Genomic DNA, 20,791 nt, shown 5'->3' on the forward strand with positions numbered 1-20,791 from the left:
GTTGCGGGGGCTGGGGGTGGGGGTGGGCCTCGGCCTGGGGCTGGGCGTGCTGCTGCGGTTGCTGATGGGGAGTCACCCCGCCCTGCGGGTGCTGCGCGCCTTCCTGCGGCACGGCCCCGTACGGCGCCTGCGCACCTTCCTGCGGCACGGCCGCCCCGTACGGCTGCTGCCCGCCCCCGGCGTACCCCTGTCCCGGCAGCGGCGGCGCGACCCGCGGCGGCGGGTTGCCGTCCGACGTCCAGAGCCCCTGCGCCTGCTGCGCCCGTACGAAGTCCTCGGCCACCATCGCCGAGAGGTTGAAGTACGCCTCCCGTACCTTCGGCCGCATCATGTCCAGGTTGACCTCGGCCCCGGCGGCCAGGTGCTCGTCGAAGGGCACGACGACGACACCCCGGCAGCGCGTCTCGAAGTGGGACACGATGTCCTCCACCTTGATCATCTTCCCGGTCTCCCGGACCCCGGAGATGACGGTGATGGACCGCGAGACGAGGTCGGCGTACCCGTGCGCGGACAGCCAGTCCAGCGTCGTGGATGCACTGCTCGCCCCGTCCACGGACGGCGTGGAGATGATGATCAGCTGGTCGGCGAGGTCCAGGACCCCGCGCATCGCGCTGTAGAGCAGTCCGGTGCCGGAGTCCGTCAGGATGATCGGGTACTGCTTGCCGAGCACGTCGATCGCGCGCCGGTAGTCCTCGTCGTTGAACGTCGTGGACACGGCCGGGTCGACGTCGTTGGCGATGATCTCCAGGCCGGACGGCGCCTGCGAGGTGAAGCGCCGGATGTCCATGTACGAGTTCAGGTACGGGATCGCCTGGACCAGGTCGCGGATCGTCGCCCCGGTCTCGCGCCGCACGCGCCGCCCGAGCGTACCGGCGTCCGGGTTGGCGTCGATGGCGAGGATCTTGTCCTGCCGCTCACTGGCCAGCGTCGAGCCGAGCGCGGTCGTCGTGGTCGTCTTGCCGACGCCGCCCTTGAGGGAGATGACCGCGATCCGGTAGCAGGAGAGGACGGGGGTGCGGATCAGCTCCAGCTTGCGCTGGCGCTCGGCCTCCTCCTTCTTCCCGCCGAACTTGAACCGCGACCCGCCGCCCGCCGGACGGCTGCTCTTCGCCTTCTGCTTCTTGTTGTTGAGCAGCCGGTCGGACGACAGCTCGACGGCGGCCGTGTACCCGAGGGGCGCACCGGGGTTGGTCCGCTCCCGCTGATCGTGCTGCACGGGCTGCGGCCAGGCGGCACCGGCGCGGGGGTCGGCGGGAGTGTGGGGAGCCTGCGGCATCTGGGGGGCTTGCGGTGCGTGAGGCATGTGGGGTGCCTGAGGCTGCGCCTGCGGTTGGGCCTGCGGTTGCGGCTGAGCCTGGGCGTGTGGCTGGGGCTGTGCCTGCGGCTGGGGTGCCTGGGGCTGGGGTGCCTGGGGTTGTGCGGCCTGCGGCTGCTCCGGTGCGGGAGGCGTGGGCTGCTGGCCCAGCGGGTTCGGGAACTGGCCCTGCTGGAAGGAGGGTTGGCCCTGGGGGTGGCTCTGGGCCTGCGGTTGCGCGGGGTGCTGGTAGGGGGCGGTCGGCGTCTGCCCCGGGATGTACGGCTGCTGCGCCTGGGCGGCTTGGGCGGCCTGCGCGTCGTGCGGGGGCTGGGCCTGCGGGTGCACGGCCTGGGGCTGTGCGGCCTGCGGCTGTGCCGTCTGCTGCGCGGGTACGGGAGCCGGGGGTGCGGCCTGCGGCTGGGGCTGGGCGGCCGAGGGCAGGGGCTGGGCTGCCTGAGGTGCTTGGGGTGCTTGGGGTGCTTGGGGTGCTTGGGGTGCTTGGGGTGCTTGGGGTGTCTGAGGCGCCTGAGGCGCCTGAGGCGTCTGAGGTGTCTGGGGGAAGCCGTAACTGCCCTGGGGTGCGGGGGAGTTGGCCTCGGGTGCGGGGGTCGGGTTCGAGGTCGGTGCCGGGAAGCCGTAGCCGCTCTGCGCGGGAGCAGCGGGAGCAGGGGTCTCGGCGGGGTGCGTGGGGGCCGGGAAGCCGTACCCGCTCGGCGGGGGAGTGGGCGTCTCGGTGGCCGGGGCGGGCGCGGGCTGCTGCGCGGTGGGGACGGCCGGGGTGGCGGGCGCGGCCCAGGCCTGCGGGGCCTGGGGCTGGGGCTGGGGCTGGGCCTGCGGCAGGTCGGGGTGCTGGTCCTGGGCGGCGGGGGCCGGGGCCTGGGTCGGTGCCGGGGCGGGCGTCGGGGCCTGGGTCGGCGCGGGCCACTGCGGGGCGGAGGCGGGCGCCGCGGGCTGGAACGCGGGCGGGAGCGGCGGAAGTCCGGCCTCGGGGGCGGGCGGCGGGGTCCAGGAGGGCGGGACGGAGTCCTGTACGTCGTCGAGGGCGGCCGGGACCTTGGGGTCGGGCTCGGCGGGGGGCGCGACGGTGGGATTGGGCTTGGGCTCGGCGTCGGTCTCGGGGGTCGGCGTCACGTCGGTCGGCGTTACGTCGGCCTCGGCGTCCTTGTCGTCGCCGCTGCCGGATCGCGGGTCGGCGCCGAAGGAACCGGCGACGAGCGCTGCGGCGAGGGAGTCGAAGTCGGAGCTCGGGTCGACGCCGGAGCTGGAACCGGATTCGACGTCGGAACCAGGGGCGACGTCGACATCGGCACCGGCACCGGCATCGGAGACGGCTTCGGCGGACTGCCCAGCAGCCCCAGGCCCGTCTTCACCCTCGTCCTCGGCACTCTCGACCGCTGCACCGGAAGCAGACTCACCGAGAAGCTCCTCACCGGAGTCGGTGTCCGCAGCGTCGACCACCGTGCCGTCGACCAGCGCGCCCGTGTCAGCCGAACTGTCGCCGCCCGCACCGGAGTCGGCCGCACCGGAGTCGACTGCACCGGAGTGGCCCGGACCTGAGTCCCCCGGACCTGAGTCGCTCAGCCCCGACCCGGCCTTCTCCTCACCGGCCGCCTCGTCACTCTCGTCGCCCGAAGCCCGGGAAGCATCCCGCTCGGCCATCTCGCGCCGCAGCGCGGCAGGCGAGAAGCGCATGGTGGCACCGCTCTCCAGGTCACCACCGCCCAGGTCGCTACCCCCGAGGCTCTCGGCGACGGGAGCGGCGGCACGGTCCTCGGCGGAGGGCCCTGCCTCCGGGGCGTCGCCGGTCCCGGCACCCACACCTCGTACCGGAACGGAGGAGGAGACGCCCGCGACGGCGCCACCCCAGTCCGCCACGCCCCCGGAGGTCGGAGGAGCCACGGGCGGGGCGGGCGGGGCGGGCGGAGCCGTGGGCGGAACAGCCGGAGCGGGCGGCGTGATCGGCTGCCCCGTGGGCGGCGCGAGCTGGAACCCGCTGCCGACCGGAAGCTTCGGCACGGCGTTGGCCGGAACGCCGGCGGGTGCACCCGACCCCGTACCCCAGGATCCGGCCGGAACCTCGGAGCCCCCGGCGCCACCGGACTCGGCAGGAGCCGCGGCATCCGTACCCGGAGCGGAGTCGGTGGAGGACGAAGGGGCGGCGGACGCGTCACCGGCGTCGGCGACGGGGTCGGGGTCGGAGTCGGAGTCGGGAGAAGAGGTGAGGGAGGAGGCTGGCGCCGCGGACGGCGTCTCCCCGGCGCTGCCGGACGCGTTCTGCGTGTACCAGGCGGGCGGGGCATAGTCGATGGTGAACTCGCCCGTTGTCTCGGCAGCGGACTCCGCGTCGGACTGATCGTCGACGGGTGTGTCCCAGCCGCCGCGGATCTTGTCCCGATCGCTGTTCACTATGCCTCCTGGTGTGGTCGAGCACGTTCGTGCCGTGGTGGGAGGCGACCGTTCCTGTCGTCCGATCCGCCTGGCTCTCCCCGAGTGAGGGACGCGCGCACCCCGCGTACGGGTTCTGGCGTCGCCCTTGTCCCAGCCTAATCACCAAAAGCACCAGCACGGCAGGCCAGTCCGCCCCCCGGTCGGCGACCGTTACGTCACGCCTCACTCAAGTCCGGTCAACTCCCGCCAAACCACACGGACAAACCGCCCAGGCATCCCCGAACCCCACAAAGCGCACGGTCATCGCCCGACCGTCAGGGCCCTTCGGCCCCCGCTGCCCCGCCGCCCCCTCAGCCCCGTCCGTTCCGTCCGGCCCTTCGATCTGTTCAGTCCATCCGCCGAGCCGCCCCCAGCAGCCCGATCTCCGCGTCGGTGCCCTGCGTCACCACGTACTGCCGGTCCCGCTCGGCGCACCACAGCGTCACCCCGTCGGCGAGCGTCGGCAGCGAGTCCACGTCCCCGCGCGGCAGCCCGAGGGAGCGCCCGATCTGCATGGCCTCGTCGGGCGAGACGCGCTGCACCCCCACGAGCCGCGCCTGCCTGATCAACCGGGGCGCCACCGGGCTGAGATAGGGCAGCAGCGTCAGCACGGACTGCCAGGGCCCGGACACCACCCGCCCCCGGGGCGGCCGCATCCCGCAGTCCCGCACCACGAGCACCGGACTCCCGGCCGACGCCCCCTGCGGCGGCACCCGCCCCACGTCGTGCACGGACATCCCGGCCTGCCCGACCCCGAGGGCCTGCACCAACTGCGCCCAGGCGTGCGCCCGTCCAGTCTCGACGGCCACCCGCGCGCCCGTGGCGGCGGCCCGCAGAGCGATCACCTGGGCGGTCCAGAGGCCTCCGATGAGCAGGACGTCGTACGGAGTGGGGCGGTTCACGCCGAGCACGGCGGGCTGCCCGGCGGCGTCGGCGCCTATGACCACGCCGTCGTCGCCGATGGGCAGCGCGAGCAGGTCCACTTCGTCGACGGAGAGCGCGTGCCGCCGGTGCCGGGGGCCGAGCAGTCCGAAGCCCGTCCGCAGGGCCGCGCGGAGGCCGTCGGGAGCCGGGGCCGGAGCCGGAGCCGGAGTTGGGGTGGAAGGCGGTGTCGACATCGACCCCGGCATCGGGGTCGGTCCCGGCGCCGGTGCCGGACCCGGCGGTGGCACGGCGGGGCCCTGCGGCGCCGGAGGAGACGACGGAACGCTCATCAGCGCGTACCTCCGAGCGGCAACGTGGCCAGCATGGCGGGCAGTTGTTCCCGATCGAGCCGCAGCAGGCCCGTACCGGAGTGGCGTGCCGCACCCTCCAGCGCGCGCCGTGCCGCGACCAGTTCGGCGTCGCTCCGGCCCGTCACCCGCATGTGGCCGCGCACCGACACCGCCTGCCGCTCGTCGCGCGCAAGGGTGAGGCTGAACGTGGTGGCCAGCGTGGGCACCGCCGTGAGCAGGGACACCAACTGCGGCAGCGAAGGGCCGCCGCCAGGGCCGCCGAGCTGCGGCCAGCGTCGTACCCAGTACGTCGTGTGCCGCCGGTTGTCGCAGCGCCAGGCGCGCTGGGACTCCTCGGTCCTGCGCCCGGGCGAACCGCCTTGACCTGCCTGCGCCATCGCCAGCGGGTTGGCGCACGCGGACGTGGCGACGGCGGCCGTCAGCTCGTCCTCGGTCAGGAGCGTCGCCCGGAACCCCGCCCCCGTCAGCCGGCTCGCCAGGTGGTCCGCGGCCCGCACCGCGCACTTCTGCGTCCCGACGAGCCCGCCGCCCCGGGCGGCCACGGCCTCCGGGCAGCGCTCCGGGTCGAGCTTCAGGGCTATCCACGTGATGCGCACCGCGGGGGCGCCGGTCTGCGCCTGCAGCGGTGCGTAATTGCTGACGGCCACCGACTGCTGAGGCAGGTGCAGCGCGGGCGCGGGCTGCGTGTGCAGCACGACCTGCGCCGACTCCAGGTGGATCCCGTCGACGTCGAGGGTGTCCCGCACCAGGCCGATGGGCAGCGGCTGCCGCGTCCGCTCCGCCCGCAGGGCCGTCGCGTCCGACTCCACCTGAAGGACGACGGTCAGGAAGCTGCCGTCGCCGATCATCCCGATCGGCCTCCGGTCCTGGTCCTTGCCGCGGCTGTACGCGTACGTCCGCAGCGACGGGTCGCACTCCACGGCCGGCGCGAGCCCGGGCTCCGTGCCGGGCGGCACCACCGCGGCGGCCGCGCGACGCCTGCGGGCGCGCAAGGCCCAGGCAGCCGCGAGCAGTTCGGGTAATGAGCGGCCCCGCCGCCGTACCACCGCGAGGAGCAGGAGCGCCGCCGCGACCGCGCCCGCCGGAACGAGGGTCACCGGCGAGATCACCCAGGCCGCGAGCAGCAGCGCAGCCGCGATCTCCACCAGCGCCAGTTGTCGCAGCCGCAATGAACCGGCGCGCCCGGAACGGAACTTCAGGTGCTGCACCACCGTCCCTCGGCCAGGTGTCTGGCCGGATGTCGCCGGTGGTCGCGCCCGCGTAGCGGAAGCCGTCACTCCAAACCCCCCGAATCTCCCGAAAAACGGTGCAGAGCAAGCCTCTTGAGGCTCCCGAACCTTACCCGGCCCACACGCGTGATTACTCAACAGGCATAGTAGGAGCTCGGTCTGACAACGGACGAGGGGGACGTCGACCCCCGGCGCTGCACAAGGGGGACCTGGACGCTCATGGCATCACGGCGCGACGAGCTCAACGCCTACACGTTTGCGAAGCGTCGTACGCTCGCGGCCTTCATCCAGCCGACACCCTCCGGCTCGGAGGAAAGCGCCCCGCGACCCCTGCGCGGCGTGCTTCCCGGGATCGTGGTCGGGGTGATCGTTCTGGCCGTCTTCGGCGCGTGGGGCATGCTCAAGCCCGCGGCCAAGCCCGGCTGGGACACGCCGAAGGAACACGTGATCATCGCGAGCAAGTCCACGACCCGGTACGTGATCCTCAAGACCGACGGCAAGCGCCAGCTGCACCCCGTCCTCAACATGGCGTCGGCGAGGCTCCTCCTGGACGCCGACAAGGGCGAGGTCATCAAGGTCTCCGAGTCCGTCCTCGACAAGGGCAGGATCCCGCGCGGCGCCACCATCGGCATCCCGTACGCCCCCGACCGGCTGCCCGCCGCGTCCGAGGCCGGCTCCGCCAAGCGCTGGGCCGTGTGCGAACGCCCGGCGGACGGCGAACGCGCCATCCAGAAGGCCGCGTTCGTCCTTGCGGAGCGCGACCAGGACAAGACAGAAGGCAGTGAACGGCTGCGCGGCGGCGAGCTGTTGTACGTCGTCGGCCCGGACAAGGTGCGCTACGTGGTCGACGCGCGCGGCATGGCGTATCGCGTACCCACCGGCAAGGAGAACTCCAGGAGCGAGAAGCTGCTGCGTGCCCTGGTGCGCGCCAACCGGGAACCGCAGCGGGTGTCCCGGCAGTGGCTGGAGACCCTGCACCGGGGGCACCTGATCTATTTCCCGAAGGTGGACGGCACCCCAGGAGAGGACGCCGAGGTGCCCGACCTCCAGGAGCCGGGGGCGAACAAGGTCGGCATGGTGCTCAGGGCCCTCAACGGGGACAAGAAGCAGCACTACGTAGTGCTGCCCGGACGGGTCGCCCCTGTCTCCGACTTCACCGCGCACCTGCTGCTCGCGAGCCCCGACCTGGCCCGGCTGGGGCAGAGCGGCAAGGCCCGGGACGTCAGCCCAGGAGCGATCAGCCCCGTCGAGCAGGAGTTCGGCGCGCGGCACGTATGGCCGCGGTACACGCCGACCGCTGTGAACGAGGCCACCTCCGCACCCGGCAGCCGCAACACCGTCTGCAACGTCCTGCGCCACGTCGACGGCGACAAGGGCAGGACCACGCTGAGCACGTGGGCGGGCACGGACTTCCCGGCGCCGCTGCCCGCCGGTTCGTCGAGCGCGTACGTCACGCCCGGCTCGGGCCAGCTCTACCGCCAGTTCCTCGGCAGGGACACGAAGACCGGCGGCGACTTCCTGGTCACCGACACGGGCCTGCGGTACGCGATGCAGTCCAACAGCGACAGCGCGACCGACGACGCGGGCATCGGCACCAGCGCCAAGGAGCGCAAGGAGCAGCGGCAACAGGAGCAGGAGTCGGAACAGGCCCGCACCCGCCTCGGCTACGCGGACGTGGACGTGGCCCCCGTGCCGGTGGCCTGGTCCAGGTTCCTGCCGACGGGCCCGCGCCTGTCGACGGCGTCGGCGCGGCAACCGCAGGGTTCTTAGGGGGATTCGGCCGATGTCCACAGTGCCCTCGACGCCCCGCCTGCGCAGGGCCGGGGCGGCCGTCGCCGCAGCCCTGGCCGTCACGGCCACGACAGCCGTCCCCGCGGCTGCGGAACCATCACCGTCGGACCGGTGCGAGTTCCCCAACAAGCCGTACGCGGGCCGCCCGTGGGCGCTCCAGCGGGTCCTCCTGGACGAGCTGTGGCGCCAGTCCACGGGCAAGGGGGTGCGCGTAGCGGTGATCGACACCGGCGTGGACGTCAGGAACCGCCAGCTCAAGCCGGCCGTCGACGTATCCAAGGGCCGCAACTTCCTCCCCAGGAACCTCAAGGACGAGGATGGCAACAAGATCGAACGAGGTTCGGAGAAGGGCACGTCGGACGTGGTCGGCCACGGCACCCGCGTGGCCGGGATCATCGCGGCCCGCCCCGCGAAGGACACCGGCTTCGTGGGCCTCGCCCCCGACGCGACGATCATCCCGATCCAGCAGAACGACGCGGAGGGCCACGGCACCACGGCCTCCCTGGCCCGAGCCATCGACCACGCGGTGGCCGCCGACGCGGACATCATCAACATCTCCCAGGACACGGCGAACGCGGTGCGCCCCGCGCAGCACCTGGAGAACGCGGTGAAGCGAGCCACCGCGGCCGGCCGACTGATCGTCGCCTCAGCGGGCAACGACGGCTTGGGCGGCAACGTCAAGAGGACGTACCCGGCGTGGTACGAGGGCGTCCTCGCGGTCGCGTCGTCGGACCGCAACAACGAACGCGCCCCCTTCTCCCAGTCGGGCGACTTCGTGGACGTCGCGGCCCCGGGCGTCGACATGATCTCCACGGTCCCGCTGGGCGGCCACTGCTCCGACAACGGCACGAGCTTCTCCGCCCCGTACGTGGCAGGCGTAGCAGCCCTGATCAAGTCCAAGCACAAGAACTGGACCCCCCGCCAGATCACAGCCCAGATCCAACAAACAGCCGAACGCTCCACCTCCGGCCCAGACCGCCTGGTCGGCTGGGGCGTCGTCGACCCGGTCCGCGCCCTCACCGAGGACGACCACCCGATCGAACGCCCCGTCGCCCACGAGGGCGTACAACGCGGCAAGGCCCCGAGCGCGGCAAAACTCCACCTCGGCGAAACCCCCGAGGAACGCACGGCCCGCATCGCCACGTACGTGGCTGTGGGGGCCGTGGTCGTGGTGGCGGGGTTGGGTGGGGCGGGGGTGGCTTTGCGGGATGGGAGGCGGAGGCGGAGGGAGAACGTGGAACGGTGACGACGATGGTGCGAGTCCCTCTACGGCTCGGGGTGACAGGCCTGCGAACGCTCGACTTGCTGGGTGTATGCCTTGATCAGTTTGCCCATCGTGCGAGTGTCTTCACGGTCGCGCGTGAACGACTCAATGCTGGTGAACAAGCGCTGATCGGGATGCGCTGAGTCGGTACAGTCAGCGGTCCTGCCGACTGCTCCTGCTCCTGCGTACAGATACTTCTTACTCTCCGTCACATGGTCGGGATCTCGTCGGACAGAAGACGGCGCCGCAAACAGGAGAGTCTCTTTCCGGGGCAGCCATTCCTGGTCGGCGAACATTGCCACCTTCTTCTTGTCCACGATTACGGTGCATCGTTCGGTCCCTCCGTCGAGAGACGATCTCTGCGTGGACACCTGATCGCCCGGGGGCAGGAACGGCGACAGCAGGTCAGAGTCCACGCTCACACCGCACAGGGACTCCGGGATCGCATAGTTTCTCTCCTCGCGCTCCCCGGCATTCGAACATCCTGCCGTCATGGCTCCCAGTGCTACGACGGCCCCGCAGGCGAAGGCTCGTTGGAATCGACGCAAGAATCCGACTCGGCCATCAACCGAACTCAACAGGAGAATCCTTTCCCGAGAAAGAAGCATCTAGATGTCCGTCTTGAGGTCCGGAGCCATGGCGTTCACCGTAGATTCCGAGAGCATGAATCCGCGTCGCGCCGCTCCGCGTGCCCATTCCCCGGCGTCGGGCAGATCGCTTCTGTGGTGCTCCTTCGCTGCTCTTTCTACGGCAGTCTCGACGTACCTGTTGCTCTCCTTCATGCCCGCATCCCAGCTCTCGCCCATGATGAGCCCAGCCTCACCTTTGGCTTTTCCTTCCGCATTCTTGAAAAGGTCCTCGAGGACTGCGCTGGTGACCGTATCGGCCACACCTCCGACCACTGCACCGCCGACTGGGCTGGCGATATAGGAGGTACCTACGCCAATACCTGTTCCGACGCCACCCGCGATTCCGTCCTTCCAGCGAGCCACGGACTCCTCATAAGCCTTGTCCTTCTCTGCGGCTTCGCCGGCGACTGCCTCTGCGCGCCCCTGTGCAAGGGTTCCGGCAATTTCGCCAGATCCATTGGCCACGTTCTCGATGACAAGTTGCGGATCCTGGGCGTAGCGCTGGTCCGCCGGCAAGGCGGGGTCGAGATGATGGGCCATGAGGTGTGCCATGTACGACTTCTGGCCCACTTCCACGGCGGCGTAGCCCTCAGGGTGCTGGCCCACGGTGAAGAGGAATCGGGTCACGTCTCGATGCTGGAAGTCGGCCGGTTCGCCGACGGTCGGGAAGAGGCGGTCCGTATCGCCGTCCGAATCGGCGGTCATCGTCCGGTTCATGTCGTGCAGGTACTCGGAAGCCATCTGCCCGAAGCTGTCTGACATGTATGGGTGCTCAGTGAGGAGCGTGTTGTCCTTGGAGACCGCGGAGACAACGCTCTCCATGAGCCTGGCCTGTTCGGCGGTGTGGGGCGGAGTGTCGGGCGTGGGACGCTCGCCCGCCGGGTGTCCGGTCGTGCCCGCCTCAAGTGCCAGCGCCAAGTTGTTCCGCCCGGTGTTGCTAGACTGGCCGTCGGAGCCCTCCTCGACAGGCCAGTCCCGCTTTTCGAAGAGGTACTGAAAGTTTGAGACGTCCGAACCCTTTCCGTCGCCCTTCGTCGCAAACGTGTCGTTGAGGAAAGCCGTTGCCGCGCCAGGGCTGTTCGACAGACCCTTGAGGTAACCCGTCACCGGGTCCCACCCAGTGTCGCTGCCGGTGCGGTTGAGATACGGAGAGTTGGGCGTACGCCGCCACGCGCCTCCCTCACCATTGTCGGTCAGCTTCTTCTCGGTCTCCATGAGCGCGCTTCCGTACGTGCGCAGAAAGGTGTCGTCGTAGTTGCCCCAGCGCATGAGGTTGCTCATGACCTGGAAGCCGAGGGGACCGCTGCTGCTACGAACGGGCTGAGCACCCTGGTCCACCATCTGACGCGTCCAGTCCACCGTCCCCGCGGAATCACTCTGCGTGGCCGAAGCGAGGGTGATGCTCAGATATTTCTGGAACTCTCCGAACTTTCCCTGCCGGTTGTCGTTGAGGTCGGGGTTGGTCCCGGGCTCATTGATACCGGCCCAGAACTCCAGCGTCCCCTTCGCACCGAGTTTCGTGGCGAAGCTTTCCGCGAAGAGCGGATCGCGTGCATACGTCTTCAGCCCCGAGTGGAGCGTGTCGAACTCCCGGACCGTGAGGTCTTGAGGATCCTTCTTGGCGAGTTTCGAGAGTTCGTCCGCCTTCTCGACCGCTGCGACCGCGCTGTCTCGGTCCTTGTACTTCGCGTCGGTGAATCCGTGCGTGCTTTGGTCGGCGATCGCCTTGAGCACCTTGCTGGCTGAGGTGTCGCTCTCGGTGGCGTCATCGAGGATCCGCTGGATCTCGTCCCGGAGCGCGGTCACATCACTCTCGCTGTGGTCAGGGAGATCGGCTCCCTTCCCGGCCCGGTCGGGGTGAACGTTCATCCGTACGGTGAAGCCCCCGCCACCAGTCGGGGTGACCGTCAGATTCTTCTTCATTCCGCGTTCGATGGCGTCGTTGAGCCGGCGGTGGTGACGCTTCAGCTCGTCCCGGGTGTCCAACAGAATTCTGTGGATGGACTTGGCCTGTGTGTGGGCGTCCTGGAACTCTCCGGCGGTCTTGCCGATGAACTCCTTCGACACGGTGGCGTTGACGCCTGCCCACCGCGCCCTGTTCGCGGCGGAACGAAGGCCCTTGTCCGCGTCACTCTTCAGCTTCTCGAGGGTGTCCACCAAGGTCGACCAGTCGTCGACAGCGTCGTTCAGGGCCGCGAAGTTGGCGAAGCGGAGCGCATCGAGGTCCATCAGTCGTCCTTCGGCTTCTGCGTCGGCATGTGCACCGGGTTCTTTTCACCAGGCTTGCCGACCCGCTCGTCGAAGCCCGCGTCGAGCACGTCGATGCTGCTCAACTGCCGCCCGATGTAGTGCTCGTCGCCCTGGTGCAACTTCTTGGTGACCCGCATGTGGTTCGAAATGTGGGCGCAGGCGTCACGGAGCGAGTTGAGCTGCTCGTCCCACCGCTTGGCGACGTGTTGGAGCCCGCCTCCCAGTGCGAAGCCCTGCCGCGTCAGGTCTCCCGCTGCCCGCTGACTGCTCGGCAATGCCGCGCGTCCCTTGTTGCTCAGCCGGTCGAAGAGATCGAAGGCGTGCTCACCGACCTTGGCCAGATCAGCCTGATGGACCCTCAAATCTCCATAAGAGCCCGGGGTTGCCCCAGCACCGCCCATTCCGGGCTCAACCTGATTGAGTCGCAGCTGCGTCGCATCCCGCTCGGCCGCCTGGGCCTTGAGCTGCTCCCACTCTTCCCACGCCATGGACGCAATCCCTCTCTTGGTACGGACGGTGTGGATGGTGGCTCAGTATGGCGAGCAGCCTGCCGTCTCAGCTTGACAACACATAAGCGCTGAACCCGAGTTGTCCTGATCGAGGCCCCGCAAGAAGCGGTTTGGCTGTTGTGGAGGGGTGCCAGCCGTGTCCCGGATCCGCTCTGACGGGCAAATCCTCCGCCCTCGCTCCCCCCGTGGGCAGGTATGCGAGTAGGTCCATGCCGCGCTCGTCGAGGCACCGAGATCGTCTGCCACGCTAGCGGCACGCATCCATGGTTTGCGGGTGTGGCCGAGGAAACCGGCCCACCCGCTGTTGCTGTCAGCGGCGTCTCCGGGACCAGGAGGCGCCAGGTTGGGCCCTATCTGTGCCCACTGTCGCGGGAACGCTTCGGCCTTCGGTCGCCCCCACTCGTCTCCTGCCTTGTGGTCTCACTTCCTTAGGTGCCGTGGCAAGGCGGCGCGCCGCAGTCATGTGCTCTGGCGTGTGCGGACCGGAAGCTGAACCGGATCGAAGGACAGCGACAGTTGACGGCCAGTTCACTGAGTATGCGGACTCAGATGATGGGGACGCGGACGTGTGGCCCCGTATCGCTCGACGCGGCAGAGTGCGACGCACCAACGAGTGACTCAGACAGCGTCGACTCGCTGCCCTCGGGGCCAGGGCGGTCGACGCGAGATTCACGCGAAAGGTGCGGGAGTTGGCCGATTCTCGATACTGGTACGGGACGGACTCTGGCCGGTCGAGCTGTGGCCGCAACCTTAGTGAGGATGCGATGCGTCAGCTCGGGTCACTCGATGGCCTATTTGCAACTGCTTTGACGCAAAGCTCAGTTGGATGTCACTCAGGGTGTGGCTAGAGTGACGATGGTGGGGTGTGCAATCACTGCCCGACCGCGAACACACAGCTGTCAAGGGCTGCTGCATCCGCACGTTGAGGGCAACGGGGATTCGGGGATGGGGGCATCGTGCTCGAGGACGGGTACAGGGGGGCGCCACCGCCGGGTGGCGCTGACGTCAAGCGCGGCCTGGAGGCGTTGAAGAAGTTCCGGCGGCGCATCGACACGCTGCTCACGGAGTTCGAGGGGTCGGACGGCGGTTCGTCCAAGGTCGGGCACCAGAAGGTCGCCCGCGCCTCCTTCAGCGGCCAGGCGGCGCCCTTCCCCGAGGCGGACGGCCTCTACGCGCAGTACGACCGCGTGCACGAACGCCTTACCTCACTCTCGAAGATGCTCGGGCAGCAGATCGAGGCCATGGGGATCGCCGTGCACGGCGCGGACGTCGGCTTCGACAACCTTGAGGACGAACTGCGGCAGCGCTTCTGGTCGATCCAGACGACGGTCCAGCGGGACCAGCCGCCGGCCGGGCGCGAGCGGGACGGCAAGCCCGACGAGCAAGGCGGTCACGGCAGCGACAAGTCGGACTCGGGGTGGAAGCTGTGAGCTTCGAGAGCCACAAACTCAACGACATGATCGACCTCGTCGAGCAGGCGAATCCGGCCGACCTGGAGAGCGCGGGCGAAGCCCTCAAGAAGGCATGCGACGCGATCGCTGTCGCCGCCCGGGAACTCGGCGACCACATCGACCGGGTCGACTGGGAGGGCGAGGCGGGGCAGGCCTTCCGCAAGTGGGGCAAGAATCTGGTCAAGGAGACGCATCGGCTCTCCGACTTCGCCGACACCGCGAGCGTTCAGATCGCCTCGGCGGGGGCAGGGCTGGCGTCCGTACGCAGCGCGATGCCGCCGCGGGACATGCGGACCGATCCGAAGGCCGTGGAGGACATTCCCTCTCCGAAGAGGGTGGACGGCAACGCCGCCTATGAGGCTGCCGTCAAGTCGGAGAAGGATCGCCAAGAAGCGATCAACCAGATGAATCGGTTGGCGTCGTTCTACAGGGTGTCCCAGCATGAGATGGCGGGGCAGGAGCCGCCTACGTTTTCGGTTATGCCGGATGTGGGGGTGCCGCCGCCGGATCCGGAGTACGGAATCGAACCGGGCGAAGGGCTGAAGCCGGTGGTGCCCCCTGGCGCTGCTGCCAACGGTGGCGCCCCGTCGATGCCTCAGGGTGCAGCTGGTCCTGTGTCGCCGGACCCGTCAGGTTCGGGAAGCTCCTTGCCATCAGGTAACGACGGACGCGGTCCGATCACCTTCCCGGACCGGCCCGCTGGTCCGGGGCCCGTGGGCACGGAGATCGACAGCGTCGACACGCTGCCCCCTCAGAAGACCCTCAGCCCGCCACCTGCTTCATCGCCCCCGGCGCCTGGCCCGACGGGCATCGACCGGGGACCTCATCTGCTGCCCGGCGGCGGCCTTGTAAGGCGGCCGCAAGACAGCCCTGATACCGGGGCGTCCCGTCGGGGAGGGCGTGGGAAGTCGCCGTTGCCTGAGCAGGGGCGAACAGGCGTCGGACGTCCGAAGGAGCCGGTTGGGCTTCCTGGGCGCGGTCCTTCTGGCCCAGGCCCGACAGGGCGCACCGGGCCGGTACCTCCTGTACGAGGCCCCAATGGTCCTACGACGTCTGTGCCTTCGCCGATGGCGCGAGGCATCTCTGGCGGCACGCCGCAGCCACATGGCTTGCCGGGGCCGCGTCCCGCAATGCCGGGCATCAACAGCACACCTCGCTCCGACGGTGTCTTGGGCGGTCGTCCGGCTCCTGCTCCTGTGGCAGCAGGAGGTCCGGTTGGATCGAGGACGCCTCCGGGGGGCGGCAATGCCGCGCAGCGTGGCGTTGTGGGAGCTGCGCCCCAGGTCCCGGCAGGTAGGGGCCAGACGCCACGCCAAGCCGTCGGCAACCCTGACGGTGTAGTTGGCACACCCAAGGGGCGTACGCCTGCTGGGACAGGCCGCGGGAACGGATTCACCGCCGGTGGCACGGGTCTGGTACGTGGCCCAGCGGGCAGCGGCCGACGCTCTGAACCTGGAGAGGACGAGGTTTCACAGCGGCCCGATTACGCGGTCGAGGAAGAAGAGACACATCTGCCCGGTGGACGGCGGCACGTGCCGCCAGTCATCGGCCAGTGACGAGTGAGGGCGTGCAGGGCGTGGAGTCAGGAATGGGCCGACACGGCGGCGGGACCGAACTGTTCGCGGGGCGCGCGAGGCGTTGGATCGTCTCGACGGGTGCGGCGGCCGGCGTGCTCGCCCTGCTGTCTGTGGGGCTGGCACCGAGTGCGGTCGCCGACGACGTCCAGTCGAAGCAGTGGTACTTGGACGCGATGGGTGCCGAGGAGCTGTGGGACGTCAGCACTGGTGAGGGCATCAAGGTCGCTGTTGTGGACAGCGGCGTCACAGTGACGCCTTCTCTCAGAGGCCGGGTTCTCGCCGGTAAGGACGTGACAGGCCTGAAGGGCGGTGCTCTGGACGACTACGACAGTCACGGAACGACGATGGCGGAGTTGATTGCCGGGACTGGGCGAGGAGGCGGACTCAAGGGCTTGGCACCCGGCGCCAAAGTCATTTCCATTCGCATGAGCCTGAAGGGCGCCAAGGGCAAGGACGAGAGCAACAGCGCCGAAGCCATCAGGGCTGCTGCGGACAGCGATGCGCGAATCATCAGCATGTCCTTCGGCTCTGATGTCATGTATCCGGCCCAGAAGGAGGCGGTGAAGTATGCCGCATCAAAGGGGAAGCTGATGTTCGCCGGCGTCGGGAATGATGCCCAGAAGAAGAACTTCATCGGCTACCCGGCCGCCTATCCCAACGTGACAGGCGTCTCCGCCGCCGACAAATCCGGCAAGGTCGCCAAGTACTCAGAGTTCGGCGAGTACGTGGATCTTGCGGCCCCTGGCCTGAACCTCCCCCATTGGTGCGACGCGACCTTCCGCTCGTACTGCGACGGCGGAGGTGGCACCAGTGCCGGCACCGCCATCGCCTCCGCCTCCGCCGCCCTCATCTGGTCCAAGCACCCCGACTGGACGGCGAACCAGGTCCTCCGCGTCCTCATCGACACCGCGGGCCGCAGCTGGCCGAAGGACAAGCCGAGTGACTATCTCGGGTACGGGCTGGTTCGCCCAGCCCCGAACCTCCTGAAGAACAGGGGGAACCCCGGCCCCCCGGACATCGACCCCCTCACCGGAAAGAAGACCCCGGGGGTGGGGACTTCGCCCACCGCCCCGGCGAAGGACTCTTCGGCGAAGCCCTCGGCGCCCGCGTCGCAACAGGCGAAGGGCGAGGCTGCTGCCGGTCAGCTGGCCGGGGCGGCGTCCGGCTCGAAATCCGATGACGGCGACAACCAGTTGTGGATCGTCGCCGGAGCCGTCGCCGTCGTCGCCATCATCGGTGGCGGCGCCTTCGCGGCGGTTCGAAATCGACGTAACGCCTGAGCTGTGCAGGGAAACGGTGCAGAGCTCAACGTCAATGATCAGCCAGCAAGCAAAGCGAGGAGGACCCGCTCATGGCCGACGGCCGGAAGCTGAATGACGGCGAAGTCAAGTTCCTTCAGGACGAGATCGTCGCGAAGTACGACTCCGTCCAGGGAAGTCTCAAGAGACTGCAAGGGATTCTGGACTCGATGGAGGGCAACTGGCGCGGTATTGGTGCGCATGCCTTCGACAAGAAGCAGGTTGAGATCAACCAGCACATGCAGGCGATCGGTCGCATCCTGGTGGACTTCCTGGACGGCATCTCGAAGAACCGCACGGACGTGGACCGGCTCGAGGACGACATCCGCGCGACCATGAACAGCATCGACGTGGACTACGGAGGCAAGCACTCCGCCATCAGCAGCTACTGAGTTCACCCGTTCCCGGGCCAGATCATGGTCCGGCCGCAACCACGAGGAGATGGGGCAGACATGGCAGGTGCCAGCTTCGATGAGATGTCAGTCAAGTACGGTGGCCTCGACGCCATCACCACCATGCTCGGTACTGAGGCGACGCGTTTGGAAGGCGATCTCGCCGACATCAAGCGCGCTGTGGCGAAGGTTGCCGCAGGATGGGAGGGCGAGGCCCACGAGGCGTACGTCCTGAAGCAGCGGGAGTGGGACAAGCACGCGTCGGCGATCCACACGGCTCTCATGCAGATCGGCCAGAAGGTCGGCCAGGCCGGCGGTGACTACCGGGGTGGCGACCTGAAGGGCGCCAGCTACTTCCAGTGAGTCGCGGCAAACTGAACGCGGAACGCTGAACAGTACTGAACGCGGGGTGGGCATGCGCGGGAGATGCCCACCCCGTTGTGATGTTCGGTGGAGGTGCCGACCACTGTCGATGCGCACCGCAATTTGCTGGAATCTACGGCTGCGCGTGTGTGCGGGGTGTGCTGCCTGGCCCAGGGGAATGAAGCTCGCACAGGTTCACCCCTCCAGGAGATCCCCAATGTACTCCCGAAGTTCGACCGGGAGTTGGCTGCAGTCGATTTCGTTCAAGTGGGCGAGATGTTGCACTTGGACATGACCGCTCGATGTGAGTTCAATAATTGCGTGGAGTTGAGCCTCCAGGGCGACTTCGTTCTGTTCGCAGGCCGCGCTGACGGAAAGGATGGTTGCGAGAACGGTGGCCTCGCTCGGAGCGTATGAACTGATCCAATCAGTAGCTCGATCGGCGCCGCGTTCGCGCTCACGCGGATCCGTATCGGCGAGCTGTCGAAGCAACTCCATGAATTGACTGGCGTGCACTGGGGCTTCACTTTCCTGGGCTGGTACGGAAGTCGGAATGGGATTGGCCATGGGATAGGGGTTGCGTTGGCGGCATCCGGATTGTCGTGCGGGCTATTTGGGTTATGGGTATTTCGATGGTATAGGGTTCCCGGCTCGTCCTGATGCTTTCCGCCGATGGAAATTCGAAGGACGTCGCCGTTGGCTGCATTTGACCCGGCCGTAGCATTGCCATCCTTGTCGTGGACTCTCAGGCGAACCGTATTGCCCGTCTCGGAGTCTTTCCACTTTCACTCGATGCCGTTCTGTGCACCTCCGTTGGGGTCCGGTATGAGAACGCGCATCTGGGCATCGTTGGGAATTATGTTGAGAGGGCTGCGGCCTCGTAAATCCCAGCCGCTGTCCTTGACGCGTGGAGGGCACGGCCCCAGGCCGAGAGGGTCGACCCAGGAATGTGGGTTATGGACGTAAGCAGTCGGATTGGGTGCGGGAGTGAGGCCTGGAGGGTCGGGGGAGGGACAGTGGGCGCTCTCCGGGGCATAATGCCGAAAGTAGTTGTAATGCAGCCCCGTCTCCGGATCAAAATACTGCCCCGAAAACCGCAGCGGCGTATACGCCGAACTCCCCGCCGCCCAAGCCGTAGCCCCCCCCACAATGTGCTCCGCAACCGCCAAGCGATCTCCCCCTCCTCGTCCACGAGTTCGCTCGGCGTGCCCACCAGGTCGGTGACGATGGCGAAGAAGCGGGAGTCGATGTCGGGCTGAGGGGCCTCGGCCGCGTGCTTCGGGCCGGGCAGGTGCACCGCGTCGGCCGTGTGCTGCGGGCCGAGCAGGCCCACCGCCTCGGCCACACCCCCCGCACGGGTGCCCGTGCCCCCCACCCCGATCCGCTCCGTCTGCGCGACAGGACGTAACCCCATGTGATCCCAGGTCACCGTCACCGGATCCGGTAACCCACCCCCCACCGTCGTCTGCTCGCACAGCGTCGTCCCGTCCCACGCGAAGTGAACTCCGCGGGATGCGTGATGTCGTACGGATCCATCGGGTTGAGGCCGCGCGCGAAGTTGACCAGTCCTGCACCACCCTTGATCACCCCGCCCGCGACATGGGTGAGCTCCGTGTTCGTCGCCTTGAAGGCGTCGGACGCGTTCGACTTCAGCCGGTCGAGCGCAGGCGGCTCCGCCGGCGCGTGCCGCACCGCCGCCTTGAGTACGCTCGCGGCCAGACGGCCCGCCTCGTCGCGCTGCCTACGCGCCTCGGCGAGCATCTCCTGGGCGCGCTCCATGTCGGCCTTGCCGGGATCCTTGAAGGGGTCCGGCCGAGGCCCCGGATCCTTGTCCAGCGCGACGGCCGCGTTGTACGCCATGACGCGCTCGTTGTACGCCTCGACCGCCGTGTCGGACGCGCTCTTGCCCTTCTTGTAGAGGTCGACGGCGTCCTGGGCCTGGCCCTGCGCCCACTTGACCGTGTCCGCGTGGCCGTCGAGGGCGCGGGCGGCCTGTTCGCAGGCGTCCGCGGCGTGCAGCCACTTGCCGGGGTGCACGGCGAACTTCTCGCGGAAGGTGCCGCGGCCTCGCCCTTCCAGTGGGCGGAGTCGAGGCTGCGCATCCCCGTGCCGACCTTGTCGAAGGCCGTGTGGAAGTCCGCGAGGTGCCGGGCGCTCGCGCGGATCTTCCCCGGGTTGCCGTGAATCAGTTCATTGGCCTGGTCGGTCTCGCCGAGCTGCCCCTCGTTGACGTTCGCACTCAGGTTGGAGGCCGCGGACCTGCCCCAGTCCTCGACCGGTCGGCGGTGCCGTCCGCGCCGATGCGGTCGAGGCCTCGGCGGCCTTGCCGGTGCCCCACTCGATGCCTTCACCGGCGGGCTTCCTCGCCGACTCCCAGCCGTCCTCCGCCTTCTCCAGGCCGGAGTCGAGGCCGTCCTTGGCGGCGTCCTTGGCCGAGTTCCAGCCGTCGCCGATGTCGTCGAGGAGCCCATCAGCCGGTGTCTCCGCCTCGCGGGGCACGGTGTCCGCCCTGCTGAGACCCGTCCGCGCCTCCCTCGGGTTGCTGCGGGACGAACTGCCGCGACGTCTCGGCCCGCTCCTCGGCGGAGGGGCCGAAGGCGTCGTCGAGCGTCGCCTCGTACTCCTCGTCGCTCTGGCCGGTCAGGTTCTGGGGGCGGGCGAAGCTGTTCCCCTCGTTGACCAGGGACCGCACGCCCCCTTCCCAGCGTTCGCAGAAGGACTTGAGCCCGGCCACCAGCTCCCCGTGCCCCAGCTCCAGGTCTCCCAGGGCCAGCTCCTCGAAGCCGCGACCGGCCCCCGCCCTGCCCGTCATGCCGAGTTCCCTGAGCTCGTCCAGCGCCAGGGTGATCCCCTGGGCGATCAGATCCAGACCGCCGACCCGGAGATCCTTCGCGTCGCCGCTCACGCCCGTGTCCCCCCGGCAGTGGAGATGTCATTCGTGGCGTTGTCCACGGCCACCGCGTCCACGGCCACCGCGTCGGGGACGATCCTTGCGACAGGCGGGAACAGTGCCTCGTGTCCCTCGCTGCCCACGTCCAGCGCCACGCCGCCCGGCACCCCGAGCGCCGGAACGCCCCCG

Annotated in this window: 16 protein-coding genes and 3 pseudogenes; 6 read left to right on the forward strand and 13 right to left on the reverse strand. The window is 69.0% G+C overall.

The features are described 5' to 3' along the window. The 3 genes from OO63_RS35725 to eccE form a co-directional block, all read right to left on the reverse strand. Nucleotides 1–3,703, reverse strand: a 3,703-nt coding sequence (locus OO63_RS35725) for an SCO5717 family growth-regulating ATPase (protein ID WP_033264774.1), incomplete at its 3' end; no start/stop codon positions are given. Between the two features lie 368 nt (nucleotides 3,704–4,071). After that, nucleotides 4,072–4,842: a hypothetical protein gene (locus OO63_RS35730; RefSeq protein ID WP_051811507.1), complete on the reverse strand. Its 771-nt coding sequence runs from the start codon at nucleotides 4,840–4,842 to the stop codon at nucleotides 4,072–4,074. A 95-nt stretch (nucleotides 4,843–4,937) separates the two neighbouring features. Further along, nucleotides 4,938–6,236 carry a type VII secretion protein EccE gene (eccE, locus tag OO63_RS35735; RefSeq protein ID WP_078619571.1) on the reverse strand — a complete coding sequence of 433 codons (1,299 nt, stop codon included), beginning with the start codon at nucleotides 6,234–6,236 and terminating at the stop codon, nucleotides 4,938–4,940. Between the two features lie 171 nt (nucleotides 6,237–6,407). Between eccE and eccB the strand changes: the two genes are divergently transcribed. Both eccB and mycP read left to right on the forward strand, forming a co-directional pair. After that, nucleotides 6,408–7,958 carry a type VII secretion protein EccB gene (gene eccB / locus OO63_RS35740; protein ID WP_030363197.1) on the forward strand — a complete coding sequence of 517 codons (1,551 nt, stop codon included), beginning with the start codon at nucleotides 6,408–6,410 and terminating at the stop codon, nucleotides 7,956–7,958. A 13-nt stretch (nucleotides 7,959–7,971) separates the two neighbouring features. After that, nucleotides 7,972–9,225 (forward strand): type VII secretion-associated serine protease mycosin, encoded by a 1,254-nt coding sequence (gene mycP, locus OO63_RS35745; protein ID WP_030363198.1) that lies wholly within the window; start codon nucleotides 7,972–7,974, stop codon nucleotides 9,223–9,225. 20 nt (nucleotides 9,226–9,245) lie between these two features. Here mycP and OO63_RS35750 read toward each other — a convergent pair whose 3' ends face one another. The 3 genes from OO63_RS35750 to OO63_RS35760 all read right to left on the reverse strand — a co-directional run bounded on the left by OO63_RS35750 (nucleotide 9,246) and on the right by OO63_RS35760 (nucleotide 12,610). After that, a complete protein-coding gene (locus tag OO63_RS35750) occupies nucleotides 9,246–9,560 on the reverse strand; it encodes a hypothetical protein (RefSeq protein ID WP_157854123.1) in 315 nt (104 codons plus the stop codon). Nucleotides 9,561–9,851: 291 nt separating this feature from the next. After that, nucleotides 9,852–12,101 carry a hypothetical protein gene (locus tag OO63_RS35755; protein ID WP_030363200.1) on the reverse strand — a complete coding sequence of 750 codons (2,250 nt, stop codon included), beginning with the start codon at nucleotides 12,099–12,101 and terminating at the stop codon, nucleotides 9,852–9,854. Further along, on the reverse strand, nucleotides 12,101–12,610 hold the full coding sequence (locus tag OO63_RS35760; RefSeq protein WP_030363201.1) for a hypothetical protein: 510 nt from the start codon (nucleotides 12,608–12,610) through the stop codon (nucleotides 12,101–12,103). The genes OO63_RS35755 and OO63_RS35760 overlap by 1 nt, the downstream gene beginning before the upstream one ends. 977 nt (nucleotides 12,611–13,587) lie before the next feature. Here OO63_RS35760 and OO63_RS35765 point away from each other — a divergent pair. Then, nucleotides 13,588–14,061, forward strand: coding sequence for a hypothetical protein (locus OO63_RS35765; protein ID WP_030363202.1), 474 nt, complete (start codon nucleotides 13,588–13,590; stop codon nucleotides 14,059–14,061). On the opposite strand, the gene OO63_RS35770 is transcribed toward OO63_RS35765, so the two are convergent. Next, nucleotides 14,022–14,276, reverse strand: coding sequence for a hypothetical protein (locus OO63_RS35770; RefSeq protein WP_030363203.1), 255 nt, complete (start codon nucleotides 14,274–14,276; stop codon nucleotides 14,022–14,024). The two genes, OO63_RS35765 and OO63_RS35770, sit on opposite strands and share 40 nt — an antisense overlap. A 1,394-nt stretch (nucleotides 14,277–15,670) precedes the next feature. On the opposite strand from OO63_RS35770, the gene OO63_RS35775 reads away from it, so the two are divergent. From OO63_RS35775 to OO63_RS35785, 3 genes are all read left to right on the forward strand, one after another. Next, nucleotides 15,671–16,939 (forward strand): S8 family serine peptidase, encoded by a 1,269-nt coding sequence (locus OO63_RS35775; RefSeq protein ID WP_051811501.1) that lies wholly within the window; start codon nucleotides 15,671–15,673, stop codon nucleotides 16,937–16,939. Between the two features lie 71 nt (nucleotides 16,940–17,010). After that, entirely contained in the window at nucleotides 17,011–17,349 is a 339-nt protein-coding gene (locus OO63_RS35780; RefSeq protein WP_030363205.1) for a WXG100 family type VII secretion target, read from the forward strand. Nucleotides 17,350–17,409: 60 nt separating this feature from the next. Then, nucleotides 17,410–17,712, forward strand: coding sequence for a WXG100 family type VII secretion target (locus tag OO63_RS35785; protein ID WP_030363206.1), 303 nt, complete (start codon nucleotides 17,410–17,412; stop codon nucleotides 17,710–17,712). A gap of 195 nt (nucleotides 17,713–17,907) precedes the next feature. On the opposite strand, the gene OO63_RS47165 is transcribed toward OO63_RS35785, so the two are convergent. From OO63_RS47165 to OO63_RS47635, 6 genes and pseudogenes are all read right to left on the reverse strand, one after another. Then, nucleotides 17,908–18,279: a hypothetical protein gene (locus OO63_RS47165; RefSeq protein ID WP_234311451.1), complete on the reverse strand. Its 372-nt coding sequence runs from the start codon at nucleotides 18,277–18,279 to the stop codon at nucleotides 17,908–17,910. A gap of 53 nt (nucleotides 18,280–18,332) precedes the next feature. After that, nucleotides 18,333–18,461, reverse strand: a pseudogene (locus OO63_RS47170) (polymorphic toxin type 30 domain-containing protein); the annotation flags it as partial. A 165-nt stretch (nucleotides 18,462–18,626) separates the two neighbouring features. Further along, nucleotides 18,627–19,201: pseudogene (locus OO63_RS47860) on the reverse strand (RHS repeat-associated core domain-containing protein); the annotation flags it as partial. Then, nucleotides 19,144–19,955, reverse strand: a pseudogene (locus tag OO63_RS35800) (putative T7SS-secreted protein). The pseudogenes OO63_RS35800 and OO63_RS47860, both read right to left, overlap by 58 nt. Continuing rightward, on the reverse strand, nucleotides 19,903–20,211 hold the full coding sequence (locus OO63_RS35805) for a hypothetical protein (protein ID WP_030363210.1): 309 nt from the start codon (nucleotides 20,209–20,211) through the stop codon (nucleotides 19,903–19,905). Before OO63_RS35805 ends, OO63_RS35800 begins: the two are co-directional and overlap by 53 nt. Continuing rightward, nucleotides 20,183–20,617 carry a hypothetical protein gene (locus OO63_RS47635; RefSeq protein WP_051811503.1) on the reverse strand — a complete coding sequence of 145 codons (435 nt, stop codon included), beginning with the start codon at nucleotides 20,615–20,617 and terminating at the stop codon, nucleotides 20,183–20,185. Before OO63_RS47635 ends, OO63_RS35805 begins: the two co-directional genes overlap by 29 nt. Between the last annotated feature and the right edge of the window lie 174 nt (nucleotides 20,618–20,791).

The organism is Streptomyces alboflavus, assembly GCF_000716675.1.
GTDB lineage: Bacteria > Actinomycetota > Actinomycetes > Streptomycetales > Streptomycetaceae > Streptomyces > Streptomyces alboflavus.

Coding starts and splice junctions, on each gene's coding strand:
- OO63_RS35730 (WP_051811507.1), bottom strand. CDS start 4,842: ATGTCGACACCGCCTTCCACCCCAACTCCGGCTCCGGCTCCGGCCCCG.
- eccB (WP_030363197.1), top strand. CDS start 6,408: ATGGCATCACGGCGCGACGAGCTCAACGCCTACACGTTTGCGAAGCGT.
- mycP (WP_030363198.1), top strand. CDS start 7,972: ATGTCCACAGTGCCCTCGACGCCCCGCCTGCGCAGGGCCGGGGCGGCC.
- OO63_RS35755 (WP_030363200.1), bottom strand. CDS start 12,101: ATGGACCTCGATGCGCTCCGCTTCGCCAACTTCGCGGCCCTGAACGAC.
- OO63_RS35760 (WP_030363201.1), bottom strand. CDS start 12,610: ATGGCGTGGGAAGAGTGGGAGCAGCTCAAGGCCCAGGCGGCCGAGCGG.
- OO63_RS35770 (WP_030363203.1), bottom strand. CDS start 14,276: ATGCGTCTCCTTGACCAGATTCTTGCCCCACTTGCGGAAGGCCTGCCC.
- OO63_RS35775 (WP_051811501.1), top strand. CDS start 15,671: ATGGGCCGACACGGCGGCGGGACCGAACTGTTCGCGGGGCGCGCGAGG.
- OO63_RS35780 (WP_030363205.1), top strand. CDS start 17,011: ATGGCCGACGGCCGGAAGCTGAATGACGGCGAAGTCAAGTTCCTTCAG.
- OO63_RS35785 (WP_030363206.1), top strand. CDS start 17,410: ATGGCAGGTGCCAGCTTCGATGAGATGTCAGTCAAGTACGGTGGCCTC.
- OO63_RS47165 (WP_234311451.1), bottom strand. CDS start 18,279: ATGGCCAATCCCATTCCGACTTCCGTACCAGCCCAGGAAAGTGAAGCC.